The 15232-nt window shown below is 69.0% G+C and carries 14 protein-coding genes; 9 read left to right on the top strand and 5 right to left on the bottom strand.

Annotation, left to right across the window (positions count from 1 at the left end; all coding sequences use genetic code 11):
• Positions 1–89 precede the first annotated feature (89 nt).
• The 4 genes from leuA to GBZ26_RS07190 form a co-directional block, all read right to left on the bottom strand.
• Positions 90–1787 carry a 2-isopropylmalate synthase gene (gene leuA / locus GBZ26_RS07205; RefSeq protein WP_174438251.1) on the bottom strand — a complete coding sequence of 566 codons (1698 nt, stop codon included), beginning with the start codon at positions 1785–1787 and terminating at the stop codon, positions 90–92.
• A 390-nt stretch (positions 1788–2177) separates the two neighbouring features.
• Positions 2178–2900, bottom strand: coding sequence for an LrgB family protein (locus GBZ26_RS07200; RefSeq protein ID WP_174438250.1), 723 nt, complete (start codon positions 2898–2900; stop codon positions 2178–2180).
• On the bottom strand, positions 2897–3271 hold the full coding sequence (locus GBZ26_RS07195; RefSeq protein WP_174438249.1) for a CidA/LrgA family protein: 375 nt from the start codon (positions 3269–3271) through the stop codon (positions 2897–2899). Before GBZ26_RS07195 ends, GBZ26_RS07200 begins: the two co-directional genes overlap by 4 nt.
• 75 nt (positions 3272–3346) lie before the next feature.
• Positions 3347–4006: an alpha/beta hydrolase gene (locus GBZ26_RS07190; protein WP_174438248.1), complete on the bottom strand. Its 660-nt coding sequence runs from the start codon at positions 4004–4006 to the stop codon at positions 3347–3349.
• 192 nt (positions 4007–4198) lie between these two features.
• Between GBZ26_RS07190 and GBZ26_RS07185 the strand changes: the two genes are divergently transcribed.
• From GBZ26_RS07185 to GBZ26_RS07145, 9 genes are all read left to right on the top strand, one after another.
• Positions 4199–4633, top strand: a complete 435-nt coding sequence (locus GBZ26_RS07185) for a DUF3775 domain-containing protein (RefSeq protein WP_174438247.1) — start codon at positions 4199–4201, stop codon at positions 4631–4633.
• Entirely contained in the window at positions 4630–5367 is a 738-nt protein-coding gene (locus GBZ26_RS07180; protein WP_174438246.1) for an SRPBCC family protein, read from the top strand. The genes GBZ26_RS07185 and GBZ26_RS07180 overlap by 4 nt, the downstream gene beginning before the upstream one ends.
• A complete protein-coding gene (locus tag GBZ26_RS07175) occupies positions 5364–6539 on the top strand; it encodes a zinc-dependent alcohol dehydrogenase (protein WP_035675290.1) in 1176 nt (391 codons plus the stop codon). The genes GBZ26_RS07180 and GBZ26_RS07175 overlap by 4 nt, the downstream gene beginning before the upstream one ends.
• 29 nt (positions 6540–6568) lie before the next feature.
• Positions 6569–6823 carry a hypothetical protein gene (locus GBZ26_RS07170; protein WP_103039202.1) on the top strand — a complete coding sequence of 85 codons (255 nt, stop codon included), beginning with the start codon at positions 6569–6571 and terminating at the stop codon, positions 6821–6823.
• 286 nt (positions 6824–7109) lie between these two features.
• Positions 7110–8978 carry a malto-oligosyltrehalose trehalohydrolase gene (gene treZ / locus GBZ26_RS07165; protein ID WP_343207219.1) on the top strand — a complete coding sequence of 623 codons (1869 nt, stop codon included), beginning with the start codon at positions 7110–7112 and terminating at the stop codon, positions 8976–8978.
• Complete coding sequence (locus GBZ26_RS07160) at positions 8971–11031, top strand: amylo-alpha-1,6-glucosidase (protein ID WP_174438244.1); 2061 nt, start codon at positions 8971–8973, stop codon at positions 11029–11031. Before treZ ends, GBZ26_RS07160 begins: the two co-directional genes overlap by 8 nt.
• A gap of 259 nt (positions 11032–11290) precedes the next feature.
• Positions 11291–12466, top strand: a complete 1176-nt coding sequence (locus GBZ26_RS07155; RefSeq protein WP_174438243.1) for a PAS domain-containing sensor histidine kinase — start codon at positions 11291–11293, stop codon at positions 12464–12466.
• 514 nt (positions 12467–12980) lie between these two features.
• On the top strand, positions 12981–13313 hold the full coding sequence (locus tag GBZ26_RS07150; RefSeq protein ID WP_174438242.1) for a hypothetical protein: 333 nt from the start codon (positions 12981–12983) through the stop codon (positions 13311–13313).
• Positions 13314–13407: 94 nt separating this feature from the next.
• Positions 13408–13809: a hypothetical protein gene (locus GBZ26_RS07145; RefSeq protein WP_343207218.1), complete on the top strand. Its 402-nt coding sequence runs from the start codon at positions 13408–13410 to the stop codon at positions 13807–13809.
• A 33-nt stretch (positions 13810–13842) separates the two neighbouring features.
• Here the strand turns inward: GBZ26_RS07145 and GBZ26_RS07140 are convergent, their stop codons facing one another.
• Positions 13843–15090 carry a polysaccharide deacetylase family protein gene (locus tag GBZ26_RS07140; protein ID WP_174438241.1) on the bottom strand — a complete coding sequence of 416 codons (1248 nt, stop codon included), beginning with the start codon at positions 15088–15090 and terminating at the stop codon, positions 13843–13845.
• Positions 15091–15232: the final 142 nt, after the last annotated feature.

Genomic DNA, 15232 nt, shown 5'->3' with positions numbered 1-15232 from the left:
GGGTGGGGGCCCGTCTCGGACACTCCCCACCACCCCAACAAAAAAGGGGCGCCCCGGCGGGAGCGCCCCTTTTTCTGTCCCCGAACCCCTTACCGCGAGGCGCGGTTCGCGGCGCTGACCAGGGCGCGCAGCGAGGCGGTCACGATGTCCGCGTCCATGCCGACGCCGAACAGCGTGCGCTCGTCGTTGGTCTTCACCTCGACGTAGGCGCAGGCCTGGGCGTCCTCGCCCTCGCCGACGGCGTGCTCGCGGTAGTCCACCACATGCAGGTCGATGCCGGCCCCCTGGCGCAGCGCGTCCAGGAAGGCGTCGATCGGACCCTTGCCCGAGCCCTTCAGCGTGCTGACCACGCCGTCGCGCGACACCACCACGTTCAGCACGCGGGCGCCGGAGTTCGGGCCGCGCGGCTCGGTCGAATGCTCGATCAGGGCCAGCGGGGCGTCGATGTCCAGATACTCCGCCTTGAAGGCGTTGTGGATGTCGGCCGGGGCCAGCTCCTTGCCGGTCTCGTCGGCGATGCGCTGCACCGTCTTGGAGAACTCGATCTGCAGGCGGCGCGGGATCTGGATGCCGTAATCCTTCTCCAGCACATAGGCGATGCCGCCCTTGCCCGACTGACTGTTGATGCGGATCACCGCCTCGTAGCTGCGGCCCAGGTCCTGCGGGTCGATGGGCAGGTACGGAACCTCCCAGGTGCCGTGGTTGGACTTGGCCAGCGCCTTCAGGCCCTTGTTGATGGCGTCCTGGTGCGAGCCGGAGAAGGCCGTGAAGACCAGCTCGCCCGCGTAGGGGTGGCGCGGATGGACGGGCAGCTGCGTGCAGTATTCGGCGACGCGGACGATCTCGTTGATGTCGTCGATGCGCAGCTCCGGATCGACGCCCTGGGTCAGCAGGTTCAGCGCCAGCGTGATCACGTCGACGTTGCCGGTGCGCTCGCCGTTGCCGAACAGCGTGCCTTCCACGCGGTCGGCGCCGGCCAGCATGCCCAGCTCCGCCGCCGCGACGCCGGTGCCGCGGTCGTTGTGCGGGTGCAGGGAGATGATCGCCGCGTCGCGGTTCTTCATGTTGCGGCAGAACCACTCGATCTGGTCGGCGTGGATGTTCGGGGTCGACATCTCCACCGTCGCCGGCAGGTTCAGGATGACCTTGTTGGCGGCGTCGGCGCCCCAGGTCTCCATCACCGCCTCGCAGATCTCCAGGGCGAACTCCAGCTCGGTCCCGGTGAAGCTCTCCGGCGAATATTGCAGGACGATCTCGGTCTCCGGATGCTCGGCGGCCAGCTGCTTGATCAGCTTGGTGCCGGCGACGGCGATGTCGACGATGCCCTGGCGGTCCAGCCCGAAGACGACGCGGCGCTGCAGCTCCGAGGTCGAGTTGTACAGGTGGACGATGGCGCGCTTGGCGCCCTTGATGCCCTCGAAGGTGCGGCGGATCAGCTCCTCACGGGCCTGGGTCAGCACCTGGATGGTCACGCCGTCGGGGATCTTGCCGCCCTCGATGATCTCGCGGCAGAAGTCGAAATCGGTCTGCGAGGCGGCGGGGAAGCCGATCTCGATCTCCTTGAAGCCCATCTTCAGCAGCGCGTCGAACATCGCGCGCTTGCGGTCCGGACCCATCGGCTCGATCAGCGCCTGGTTGCCGTCGCGCAGGTCCACCGAGCACCAGACCGGCGCCTTCTCGATGGTCCGGTTCGGCCATTGGCGGTCGGTCAGCTTCACCGGGGCGAAGGGGACGTACTTCTCATGCTTGGCAGAGGCGGCGGCGGCGGGGGTGGCGATGTGGTTCATGACGCTTCGTGATCCCTTGGGAGCCCCGGTTTTCGTTGCGGGGCGTTGTCTCGTGTCGTGTGGGGACCGGCGGGACTACGGTCGCCGAGCTGCCGGGCGGCTCAGCGACCGTTCCTAAGTCGCAGCCCCGGCCCCAGCCGGGAGACACGTTTCGCCCCGCAAGGGCGCGTGCCGAAAGGACGCGTACAATGGGTGCTCATGGGAAAACAGACACTTCGACCAGGGAACAGGGCGGACGAACGCAGACGACCCGGACGCTCAAAGCGCCGGGGTGATAAGTCGCAGAAGGGCGTTCGTGTGGTCGATGCGGATCATGGGCCACACTGTGCGCAGGCAGGCTTGCCCTGTCAAGCCACGATTCCATGAAATCTTCTTTCGCGGAATGGGACTTTACGCAAAGAACAGGCGGTAGAGGACCGGCAGCAGGATCGCCGTCACCAGCCCGTTCAGCCCCATCCCCAGCCCGGCGAAGGCCCCCGCCACCTCGTTGACCTGGAGCGCGCGGGCGGTGCCGATGCCGTGGGCGGCCACCCCCAGCCCGAAGCCGCGCGCCCGCCAATCCGTCACCCGGACGAGGTTCAGGACCCAGGTGCCGAAGGAGGCGGCGATGATCCCGGTCAGGATCACGAAGACCGCGGTGAGGGACGGCAGCCCGCCGATCTGCTCCGACACGCCCATGGCGATGGGGGAGGTCACCGACTTCGGCGCCAGCGACAGCATGGTCCGCTCCGACGCGCCCAGCGCCCAGGCGATGGCGACCGCGCTCAGCGCCGACGCGGCGGAACCGCTCAGCAGGGCGACCAGCAGCGCCACGGCGGAGCGGCGGACCTGCTGGAACTGGCGGTAGAGCGGGACCGCCAGCGCGACCGTGGCGGGGCCGAGCAGGAAATGCACGAACTGCGCGCCGTCGAAATAGGTGCGGTAGTCGATCCCCGCCACCATCAGCGTCGCGGCGATCAGCAGCACCGCGATCATCACGGGGTTCAGCGCGGGCCGCCGCCCGAACCGCTCGAACACCCACATCCCCGCCTGATAGGCGGCCAGCGTCAGGGTCAGGCCGGCGAGCGGGCTGGCCGACAGATAGACCCAGATCTCGTGGAAATCGGGGCTCACGGCGCGTCCTCCCCATTGCCGGTCTCGGCGTCGGGGCCGCGGCGGCTCAGCACGCTCATCACCCAGGCGGTCAGCGCGACGCCGATCAGCGTGCTGCCCAGCAGGGCGGCGGCGATGGGCAGGGCCTCCGCCTCCAGCCGGTTCAGGTGAGCCATCACCCCGACGCCCGCCGGAACGAAGAGAAGCGACAGATGGCGCAGGATGCCGCCCGCCGTCTCCTGCAGCGGCTCCGGCACGCCGCCGCGGACCAGCAGGCCGGCGAACAGCAGGACCATGCCGATCACCGGCCCCGGCACGGGCAGATGCAGCAGGCGGGCGGTCAGTTCCCCCACCAGCTGGCAGGAGAGAAGAAGGGTCAGGGTGCCGAGCATCGGCAGGCTCCGGGCTTTTCGGGGCGGTGGCCGCAGCCTAACCCCGGAGCCTGCCGCGGGGGGAGAGGATATGCCCTACCGCGCCAGCAGTTGAGCCTTGAGCCAGTCGCGCACCTCGCGGCAGACGGCCTCGGCGGTCTCGTCCAGTCCGTGGCCGGCGCCGGGCATCAGGACCAGCTTCTTCGGCTCGCGCGCCATGCGGTGGACATGGATGGAGCACATGGGCGTCAGCACCTCGTCGGCCTCGCCATGGACCAGCAACACCGGGCAGCGGAGGTCCGCCACCGCATCGGTGCCCAACCCCTGGGTCGCCAGCGTCACCACCGTGCAGACCGCGCCGCGGTTGGAGGCCGCGGCCTGGATCGCCACCGCTCCGCCGAAGGAATGGCCGACCAGCGCGACATGGTGGATGCCCATCTGGCCGAGGAAGGTCAGGCCGCACAGCGCGTCGTAGACCGCCTCGTCCAGCGCGCGCGGGTTGCGGTAGCCGATGCGCAGCGAGGCGATGCCGTGCGGCCTGAGATCCTCGGCCAGCCGCGGATAGAGCCCGCGGGCCGGCGAGTCGAAGCCGCCGCCGACGCCGCCCAGCCAGATGACGCCCAGCGTTCCCGCCGCCTTGTGCCCGTCCGGGGCGGCGTAGAGGCGGGCCTCCACGGTGCCGCGGTCGGTGTCCAGACGCACGGGGGCGAACGGTTCATCCACGGTTTCGCCAATCTGCGCCGACAGGAGCGGCATGGGTGTTCTCCGGCTTGCCAAGGTCTTGCGGGAGATAACAAGTCACCGGGCATCCGTGTTGCTTCGGAACCTCGCCGCACCGTCTCCGGTTGTGCCGAGAGGCGGTCCGCGACACGGGCCGCATTCCGACGCCCTCCGCAGCCCGGCTGTCGGCGTCGGGCAAAGCCGTGCAACTGAAAAGAAGTGCGACACATGCTCAAACAGATTTCGGTCGATACCGTGAAGCAGGCCGCCGACCTCGCGTACGAGGCCGTGGCCGACCGCCAGCGTTTCCTCGCGGGAATGCGCAACATCGACCTCGGGGAGCAGCGCAGCGAACGCGGTTCGCGGAACCCGACCGATCTCGACGCACTCAGCATCCTGTCCTCCGACGCCAGCGGTGCGCTGAGCCAGCTTCAGAAGATGTTGGAGGACCTGACGCCCGAACAGCGGATGGAACTGCGCGCGGTCATGTTCGTGGGGCGCGGCGACTTCGCCGGCAACCAGTGGGACCGTGCGCTGGACGAGGCCGGGCGGGCGCCCGACGCCACCCACTACACCGACATCGCGGAGCGCATCGACCTGCACGACGACCTGATGAAGGGGCTGTACGAGCTGAACCTGCTGAAGAAGAAGGACGGGCAATGACCAGCGGCCGGGACGGCGGGCGGCGCCCGGAGGGCTCCGCCGGGACGCTCGAACGCTGGGCCGCCATCCTCGGCGGCACGGCGCTGGGCTTCGCCGGGGCGCGGCGGGGAAGCTGGGCTCTGGCCGCGCTCGGCGGCGGGCTGTTCCTCGCCGGGGCGGCGGGGGTTCCGCTGTCCAGTCCGCTGCGGCAGGTTGCTCTGCCGGCGCGGCACCGCGAGCCGACGACCACCCAGGCGAACGTCACCATCGCGGTTCCGGCCGACAAGCTGTTCCGCCACTGGCGCAACGTCCGCCATCTGGCGGCGCTGTTCCCCCACCTCGACGCCGTGGAGATCCTGTCCGACACGGAAAGCCGCTGGAAGGCCCATGGCCCCGGCGGCGTTCCGGTGGTCTGGAACAGCCGGCTCGACAAGGTCCGGGAGAACGAACTCATCACCTGGCACACGCTGGAGGGGGCGGACCTGCCGCATCGCGGCACGGTCCTGTTCCGTCCGGCGCCGGGCGGGCGCGGGACGGAGGTCAGCCTGACGCTGGCCTACCACCCGCCGGGCGGTGCCGGCGGCGATGCCGTGTCCCGCCTGTTCGGCGCCGCGCCGGAGCAGCAGGCGCGCGAGGCGTTGCGCCGCCTGAAGCGGATCATGGAGGTCGGCGGGCTTCCCACCATCGACGGCCAGCCGAGCGGGCGGGGCGTGCGGGGAGGCGCGCGGTCACGATTGCAGGAGGTGACGGGATGAGGGCGCTCTGCTGGAACGGCGTGAACGACCTGCGGGTGGAGCGGGTGCCGGACCCCACGATCCTCGCCCCACAGGACGCGATCATCAAGGTCGGCCTGTCCTCGGTCTGCGGGTCGGACCTGCACCTGATCGGCGGCTACGTCCCCACCATGCGGGCCGGCGACATCATCGGCCATGAATTCCTGGGCGAGGTGGTGGAAAAGGGGCCGGAGGTGACGCGGCTGAACCGCGGCGATCGGGTGATCACCGTATCGATCATCGGCTGCGGCAAGTGCTGGCACTGCGAACACGAGGAGTTCTCGCTCTGCGACAACTCCAACCCGCAACCGGCCTTCGAGGAGATGGCCTACGGGCACTGCACCGCCGGCATCTTCGGCTACAGCCACGCCTTCGGCGGCTATGCCGGAAGCCACGCCGAATACATCCGCGTCCCCTTCGCCGACACCAACTGCTTCCGCGTGCCGGAGGGGGTTACGGACGAGCAGGCGGTCTTCGTCTCCGACGCCGTGCCGACCGGCTACATGGCCGCCGACATGGGCAACATCAAGCCGGGTGACGTGGTGGCCGTCTGGGGCTGCGGCGGCGTCGGGCAGATGGCGATGAAGAGCGCCTTCCTGATGGGTGCGGAGCGGGTGATCGGCATCGACCGCTTTCCGGACCGGCTGCGCGCCGCTCAAATGAAGGCGGGGGCGGAGACGCTGGATTACAGCCGCGTCGACATCTACGACGCCCTGCTGGCGATGACCGGCGGGCGCGGGCCGGACGTCTGCATCGACGCGGTGGGCATGGAGGCGGACAGCGGCGCCTCGGCGATCGAGGATCTCTACGACCGCGGCAAGCAGGTCCTGCGGCTGGAGAGCGACCGGCCCGCTGTCCTGCGCCAGATGATCCAGTGCTGCCGCAAGGGCGGCACTCTGTCCATTGTCGGCGTCTATGGCGGCCTCATCGACAAGTTCCCGATGGGGGCGGCGATGAACAAGGCGCTGACCTTCCGCATGGGGCAGCAGCACGGCCAGCGCTACGTCAAGCGCCTGTTCGAGCACATCGAGAAGGGCGATCTCGATCCCGCCTACCTGCTGACCCACAAATGGGCGTTGGACGACGCGCCCCAGGGCTACCGCATGTTCAAGGAGAAGGCCGACGACTGCATGCGGGTCGTCTTCGCGCCGTGACGGCGGGCCGGAATGAAGGGTGGAAGGCCATGAAGATCGTCTACGCCTACCCGGCGGAGAAGGGGCGCGGCGTCGAGGCGGAGATCGTCGGGGGCTTGCGCGACCGCTGTGGCCATGTCGTCCAAACCGCGCGCGAGGAGCGCGACGCGGAGCGCGGCGGCGCCGTCGATGTCATCGTCACGCTGGAACTGGACGATGCCCAGCGGGACACCGCGCTCAACCGGCTGCGCGCCCACCCCGCGGTGATCGACGCGGCGGCGGAGAGCTTCGGGGAAAGGGTCTAGGCCCCGTTCAACGGCGGCGGGATGACCGGCCGCGGAGTCGCCCGAGGGGCGGGTGACGAAGGCCGTGCACAACATCTCGTGGTGTTCCCCTCGGTGATGCCGCAGATGTTCGCCACCACCCCCGCTCCCCATGGGACGAAGCCGGTCGGCGCCTGTTGGGGCGATGGTCGAAACAGTGCGGTGGGAACGTCCCGTGTCGAGTCCTCCCGATGCAGCGCCGGCCGGCAGGTCGGCCTTTACCCTCCGCCGTTGTCCCATAGGCGTCGAACCGGCACCCGGCGACCGGGTGCTGGCGCGGGTCTGGGCGCCCGCCTGCCGCAGCGTCCGCTTGCGGGTCGGTCCGGAGGAGCGCGCGGTGGCGCTGGAGGCGGAGGGCGACGGCTATTTCTCCGCGATGGTGGAGGGGGTGTCGGTGGGCAGCCTCTACCGGTTTCAACTCGACGACGGCCCGGCCTTCCCCGACCCGGTCTCCCGCTTCCAACCCGACGGGCCGGAGGGGCCGTCGCAAGTGACGGACCCCTCCGCCTTCGCCTGGACCGACGCCGGCTGGACGGGCTGCGGCCTGCGCGGGCAGGTGGTCTACGAAATGCACATCGGCACCTTCACGCCGGAGGGAACCTGGGCGGCGGCGGTGCGCGAACTGCCAAGTCTGGCGGAGCTGGGGGTGACGGTTCTCGAACTGATGCCGGTGGCCGAGTTTCCCGGCCGCTTCGGCTGGGGCTACGACGGGGTGGACCTGTTCGCGCCGAGCCGGCTCTACGGCGGGCCGGACGACATGCGGCGCTTCGTGGACCGCGCCCACGCGCTGGGCCTCGCGGTGATCCTCGACGTGGTCTACAACCATTTCGGCCCCAGCGGGAATTTCCTGTCACGCTTCTCCCCGGACTACTTCACCACCCGCTACAAGAACGAGTGGGGGGACGCGCTCAACTTCGACGGCCCGAACTGCGGCCCGGTGCGGGAGTTCTTCCAGGCGAACGCCGCCTTCTGGGTCGACGAATACCATCTCGACGGGCTGCGGCTGGACGCCACCCAGCAGATTTTCGACCGCTCCACCCCGCACATCATCCAGGAGATCGGGCAGGCAGTCCGCGGCGCGGCGCGCGGGCGCGGCACCCTGCTGATCGGGGAGAACGAACCCCAGCTGGCCACCATGGCGACACCGGTGGACCAAGGCGGCTGCGGGCTGGACGCCCTGTGGAACGACGATTTCCACCATACGGCCCGGGTCGCGCTGACCGGGCGGAACGAGGCCTACTACACCGACTACCGCGGCACGCCGCAGGAACTGCTGTCGGCCGTCAAGCACGGCTTCCTCTACCAGGGGCAATGGTCCCGCTGGCAGGGCAAGCGGCGGGGGACGCCGGCCTGTGGGATGCCGCGCCCGGCCTTCGTCACCTTCCTCCAGAACCACGACCAGATCGCCAATTCTGGCCGCGGCCAGCGGATCCATGCCCTGACTTCGCCGGGGCGCTTCCGGGCGCTGACCGCGCTGACGCTGCTGGGTCCCGGCACGCCGATGCTGTTCCAGGGGCAGGAGTTCGCGGCGAGCGCGCCCTTCCACTACTTCGCCGACCATGAACCCGATCTGGCCGCCAAGGTGGAGACGGGGCGGGCGGAGTTCCTGTCCCAATTTCCCAGCCTGGCCAGCCCCGCCATGCGCGCCCATCTGACGCGTCCGCAGGACGAGGAGACCTTCCGGCGCTGCACGCTCGACCACGCGGAGCGAGAGACACACGCCGAGGTCTGGGCGTTGCACCGCGACCTTCTGCGCCTGCGCCGCGAGGACCCGGTGTTCCACGCCCAGGGCGACGGCGGGCTGGACGGCGCCGTGCTGGGCCAAGAGGCGTTCGTCCTGCGCTTTTATGGAGAGGGCGGGGACGACAGGCTGTTGCTGGTCAATCTCGGCCGCGACCTGCGGCTGGACATCCTGCCGGAACCGCTGCTGGCGCCGCCGGTTGGCAGGGACTGGACGCCCCTGTGGTCCAGCGAAGACCCCCGCTACGGCGGCTGCGGAATCGCCCCGGTGGAATCCTCGGATGGCGGTTGGCGGCTTCCCGGCCATGCCGCAGCCGTCCTGGCCGCCACGGACGGTGTTCCGGACGAGGAACGGGGCGAAGACAACGGCGCGAGCGCTCAGGAGACCCATGGCTGATTTCATCCGCAAGATCACCCGCGACGCCCTGCGATCCGCGCCGGACGCCGCGCTGTCCCGCGAATGGCTGGTCGCCAACGGGCTGGGCGGCTACGCCTCCTCCTCCCTGTCGGGGGCGGTGACGCGGCGCTATCACGGGCTTCTGGTGGCGGCCCTGCCGGCGCCGCTGGGCCGGGTGGTGATGCTGAGCCAGCTCAACGACGTGCTGATCGAGCCGGGCGGCACCGAGCGGCGGCTGACCGGCCACAACCCGCAGGCGGACCAGTGGCCCGACCCGAACTACCCATCGGACGCCGCCCCCTCCGGCCTCGCCGAGTTCCGCATGGAGTCCGGGCTGCCGGTCTGGCGCTACGAATTCGGCGACGTGGTGATCGAGAAGCAGATCGTGCTGCCGCACCTGCAGAACATCGTCCACGTCACCTACCGGGTGGTCAAGGCGCCGCAGCCGATCTTCCTGAGGCTTCGCCCGGTGATGGCCTTCCGCAAGCTGGAATCCGCGGTGGACGAGCCGTTGGCCCGCGACTACCGCGTCACCGCCCGCGGCCATGAATACGAAGTCTGGGCCGGGCCGGAACTGCCGGTGCTGCGCATGACCATCGAAGGGGCGGAGCTTCCCCTGACCCTGGACGGCGGAGCGCGGCGCGACATCGTCTATCCGGTGGAGGCGGAGCGCGGCTACGAATCGCGGGGCTCGCTGTGGACGCCCGGCTATTTCAGCGGCCCCCTCAGCCAGGGCCAGACGCTGAGCTTCGTCGCGGCGACGGAGCCGTGGCAACGGCTGTGGGCGCTGCCGCCCGCCGACGTCCTGCGCTTCGAGAAGGAGCGGCGGCGGCGCATCGTCGGATCGTCCCATCCCTCGCTGCGCGAAGGAGCGATGGCGGAGCTTGTGCTGTCGGCGGACAGCTTCCTGTTCGTGCCGGCGGGCCGCGTCGCCGACCAGATGCGCGCCCGCGCCGAGGGCGACGAGGTGCGCACGGTGATCGCCGGCTACCACTGGTTCACCGATTGGGGCCGCGACACCATGATCAGCCTGGAGGGGCTGACCCTGAGCACCGGGCGCCACATGGAGGCCGGCTGGATCCTGCGCACCTTCGCCCACTACATCCGCGACGGGCTGATCCCCAACATGTTCCCCGACGGCAAGGACGAGGGGCTGTACCACACCGCCGACGCCACCCTGTGGTTCTTCCACGCGCTGAACCGCTACGTCCGCGCGACCGGCGACCGGCACACGCTGCAACTGCTGCTGCCCCGGCTGGTCGAGGTGATCGACCATCACCGGCGCGGCGCCCGCTTCGGCATTGCCGTGGACCAGGGCGACGGGCTGCTGCGCCAGGGGCGGGAGGGCTACCAGCTCACCTGGATGGACGCGAAGGTCGAGGACTGGGTGGTCACGCCGCGCCGGGGCAAGGCGGTGGAGATCAACGCGCTCTGGTACAACGCCCTGTGCCTGACCGCCGGCTGGCTGACCGAGGAGGGGGACGCCCAAGCGGCCCGCCCCCTGGAGGAATTGGCCGAACAGGCCCGCGCCTCCTTCAACGCGCGCTTCTGGTGCGCCCACGCCGGTCATCTCTACGACGTGGTGGACGGGGAGCGCGGAGACGACGACGCCTGCCGGCCCAACCAGATCTTCGCCGTCTCGCTCGACAATCCGGTGCTCGACCGCGCCCGCTGGGAGCCGGTGGTGGAGACGGTGCGGCAGCGGCTGCTGACCCCGGTCGGGCTGCGCTCCCTGGCCCCGGGCCAGCGCGACTACAAGCCGAAATACTTCGGCGACCTGCGTGCCCGCGACGCCGCCTACCATCAGGGCACGGTGTGGGGATGGCTGATCGGCCCCTATGTCGATGCGTGGCTGAAGCTGCATCCGGAGGACAAGGCCGGAGCGCGGGAACTGCTCCAGGGCTTCCTGCCGCATCTCGACCAAGCGGGGATCGGCACCATTTCCGAGATCTTCGACGCCGAGCCGCCCTTCAGCCCGCGCGGCTGCATTTCGCAGGCCTGGAGCGTGGCGGAGGTCCTGCGCTGCTGGGCGGCGACGGCGGAGGATCCCTGAGGCCCCAATCCTCAACAAGATGCCTATGAAAAGCGTCATAAGAACTTAAGGAGTGAGGACACGGAAGCCGCCTGGTTACTGATCGGAAAGCGGAGGCGCGGAAAAGCGCAGATCGATGACGGCTCTATAATATTGGAGAAACCCACATTTTGTTGAAGGTTTCTGCCACCCGTGCCTATCATCGGTGGCGGGTCGAAAGGAAAATGCACGAACAATCGGCCGTGTGACTGACCCGCACAGGATGATGACGGGAGGGGTCATGCTGGCACTGCTGTCGAAGGCAAGGCGCCCAGCGGTCGATTGGGACCGCTTGAGCCGCCGGATTCTGGATCAGAGCGCGCAAGCCTGCTGGATGCTGGATCGCGAGTTGGTCACTGTCGCCGTCAACCCGGCGCTGTGCGCCTTGCTCGGCTACCGGGCCGGGGAACTGGTCGGAACCCACCTTCTTGCCTATGTGGCCGAGGAAAGCCGGAGCGTCCTGGAGCGGCACGCGGCCATCCGCGATCTGGCTCCCCATCGCAGCTACGATGTCACCCTGATCCGCTCCGACGGGACTCCGCTTCGGGTGATCTTCAACGACTCGCGGCTGGACGGCGACGCCGACTCGGATGGCGGACCGGCGCCGGGCTTCTGCATTTTCGTCACCGACATCACCCGCCGCAGCGAGGAGGAGACGCAACGCGCCCAGCGGGTGGATCAGCTGGCGGATGCGGTCGCGCGCATGAACCGCTTTCTCGGGCAGATCTGCCAGGAGTTGAAGGACCCGCTGAGCGCCATCCTCGGCGCGACGCAGATGATCTCCTCCGACGTGGGGTCTCCCGATCCGGCGGGCGGCCGCCCCAGCCAGGGTGCCGCGCAGTTGGGCGCTTACGCGGCGCTGTGCAGCGACGCCGGGCGACAAATGATGCGGACCATCGAGAACCTGTCGCTGTGGTCCCGCCTGCAGCTGAATCAGGTGCCGATGGACCTGCGGGTCTATGATCTGGGGGGCCTGCTCCAGGACGTGCTGGAGGAAGTGGAGCCGCGCGCCCGTGCCCGCGACATCCTGGTCGTCAACCGCATCGTCGCCATCCCGGTGCTGAGCGACCTGTCTGCGCTGAGCACCGTGCTGAGGCATCTGATCGAGAACGCGGTGCGCTTCTCTCCCTCGGGAAGCATCGTCATGCTGTCCGCCGCGGTGGCGGACGGACGGGTGACCTTGCGGGTTCAGGACAATGGGCTGGGGATCCCGGAAGATCTTCAGCCCCATCTGTTCCGCATCGACCCGCACCACGCCGCACCCGGCGCCGACGGGGAGGTGGGGAGCGGCCTCGGCCTGCTGATCTGCAAGGCGCTGGTCGAGCGCATGGGCGGAGGCATTCGTGTCTTCAGCAAGCCGGGCGGTGGAACCGCGGTCACGGTGACCTTGACTCCGGGAGGGGGTGACGGATTGTAGCCCGAGCGAATGGATGGTTTGGCGAACCGTTCCGACCGGTCGGAGGAAGGGCGGCGGGATCGGGGTGCCCCTTGCGGGGAATTCGAACCTTCAGTTGTCAACAGGGCACAGACCCGCGCGAAATCGCCGCGCCGGGAGTTTGGCGTCAGAATCCAATTGACAGGGGTGAGCGCTGCAACACCCATCGGAATCTGGAAAGGCAATGCATTTCAATGGCTTGTGTGACATGCCTGAAATTTAGGCAAATCGGGCTATGGCCTTGTCGCGCTTGACTCGAATCGGGAAAAGCCGGGCCTTGTCAACACAGTTATCCACAGACTCTGTGGAGAGCCTACGCGGGAGGTGAAGAAGTTGGCCTCCGACCCATAACCTTTGGCGGGAGGCCCGTCCAATCAGAATAAGTACTTCAGATTTTAGGTTCCGCGCGTTTTTGCCTCTATAGTGGTTGCGCCTCATCCTGCCGTATTGCCTCAATCCAACCGGCGCCGGATGAGCAATGACGGGAGGGGTGCCCATGCTGGATGTCTATGGGACGTCTTGCCCGGCGGCGCGTCCGCGATGGCCGTGGCGCGCGGCGACCGGTGAGTGGTGGTGCCGGCGCGTGCAAGGATTTGCCGTTCCGGCGTTGGCGGCGGCGATGCTGTCCGCACTGATCCTCCATCTGCTGCTGACCCTTGCCACCCATTTGGGCGATGCTGATGTGGCTGGAGTGCTGACGGTGGCGGTGGGCATGGCGGCGGTCCTGGTTGTTCTGCTTCCCTTTGCCCTGTTGTGCATCCGGCAGGCGCAGAGCGCGCTGGCCGCCGGATCGGAGCGCCGTGGGAGGGTGGCTTCGCCGCCCGGTTGAATCGCCGCCGTCCGGGGAGATCAAGCGGGGGAAATCACGCCGGGGAAATCACGGTTGCCCCATTATGTGAGTCCGCGCATAAAGTGATGACGCCGTGGCGATCGGCGGCGCTGTTCGGCGGGGGCTGTGCATGGGGTTGTTCGATTTTCTGAAAGTGACCGTCAAGGACGAGAGGAAGGCGGCGCCGCGCCGGCCCAACGCGCCCGCGGGTCCGTCGAACGTGATCGAGTTCGATGGCAAGAGTTTCCCCTTGGCCGGGGTCAGCCACAAGGGTTTCGTGGCGACCGGCTTCGACGGGTCCCTGATTCCCAGCCAGACCGCGCGCATCACGGTGCGGATCGATGACCCCTGCGGTAAGTTCACTTTCGCCGCCACCGTGACCATCGAGGACGTCAAGGGCGGTTCGGTGTCCGGTGCCTGGAACATGCTGCCGCCGGAGGTCGAGGCGACCATCCGCAAGTACCTGCAGATCCGCAAGCAGAAGACGGGAAAGTAAAGGAACCGATCCGGTTCCGGCACTCCGCGCGGCTCAGTTCGCGGTGCGCAGGGCCGCGTCGCCGGCCTTGGCCCCAGCCTTCACCAGAGTGGGGACCATCGCCGCGGCCGGCGTGGCGATCTGGTGCATCCGCTTGATCCACTCCGACAGGGTGACGAACTCGCAGCCCTTCGCGCGCATCGCAGCGATCACGCGGGGCAGGGCGTTCAGGGTGGACGGGTAGGTGGAATGCAGCAGCAGCACGCTGCCGGTCCCCGCCTCGGTCTTCACATGCTGCACGATGCGGTCGGGGTCGCGGACCTGCCAGTCGCGGGTGTCCACGGTCCACAGGACCGGGCTCATGCTCTCCTCGCGGGCGATCGCCAGAAGGTCCGGCGTGTAGCGTCCATAGGGCGGACGGAACAACACCGGGTCGGCGCCGAACCCGCGCAGGATGCGGTTGGCCTCGGCGATCTCGTGCCGCTGCGCGTCGGGGTCCATGGCGCGCAGGTCGGCGTGGGTCAGGCTGTGGTTGCCGATCTCGTGCCCGGCGGCGATGAAGTCGCGGATCACCTCGCCCTGGTTCTCGGCGACGCTGGCGACCGGAAAATAGGTCGCGGGAATCTTCTCGCGGTTCAGCACGTCCAGGATCTGGCGGGTGACCACCCGGTGCGGCCCGTCGTCGAAGGTGAGAGCGCAGAGGTTCCACCCCTCCTCCTTCAGCGTGGCCGGCATGACGTCGAGCGCCGTGTCGGGGACCACCGCGCCCAGCCGGCCCTTGCGGCGCCCGGACTTCTCGATGGCGGCCATGGTCCGGGCGGCTTCCGGGGGGTAGGTGATCGCGACGTCGGCCTTGCCGTCCCCACCGGGGTGGGGTGCGGCGAGCTGTGCGCTGTCGGCGGCCGGCTTGATCTCCGGCGCTTTGGGCGTTGCTTGGGGCGTTGCCTGAGGCGGCGCGGGCAGGGGGGGCGAGTCGAGGACGAGGCAGCCGAACCCGGCGCCGAGCATGCGGCGGCACAGCGCCGTCACGTCCAGCCCCACCGGGGCGGTGGCCCGCAGGGCGACACCCTCGCCCTGGCGCCGCGCGTCGAGCGGAACGACCGCCGGGCTGAGCCCATCCGCCAGATCGGGCGAGCGGCGGCGCAGGCTGTCCCACGCCCACCAGGCATCCCCCTCCCTTTGGAAGAGGCCGAGTTGCAGCAGCGACGGTCCATCCGCGGCACGGGCGGCGGTCTCCGGGAGCGCCATCAGCGCCCCCGCGGCCAGCGGCAGTGCGAACAGCGAGGTGCGGAAGCGGCGCATGCCCGTGAGGAGGCAGGACGTCAGAGAGCGTCCGCGTTCAGACCGGTTCACACGTTTATCCTCCGGATCGTCGCTTTCGTCGAATACCACCCCTTCGGGATTAATTCAAACGGCGCGGCTTTCGTGGGTTTCCCTGCTTCGA

The organism is Azospirillum formosense (assembly GCF_013340925.1).
Lineage (GTDB): Bacteria > Pseudomonadota > Alphaproteobacteria > Azospirillales > Azospirillaceae > Azospirillum > Azospirillum formosense.
This window is presented reverse-complemented; position numbering and strand designations above follow the sequence as displayed.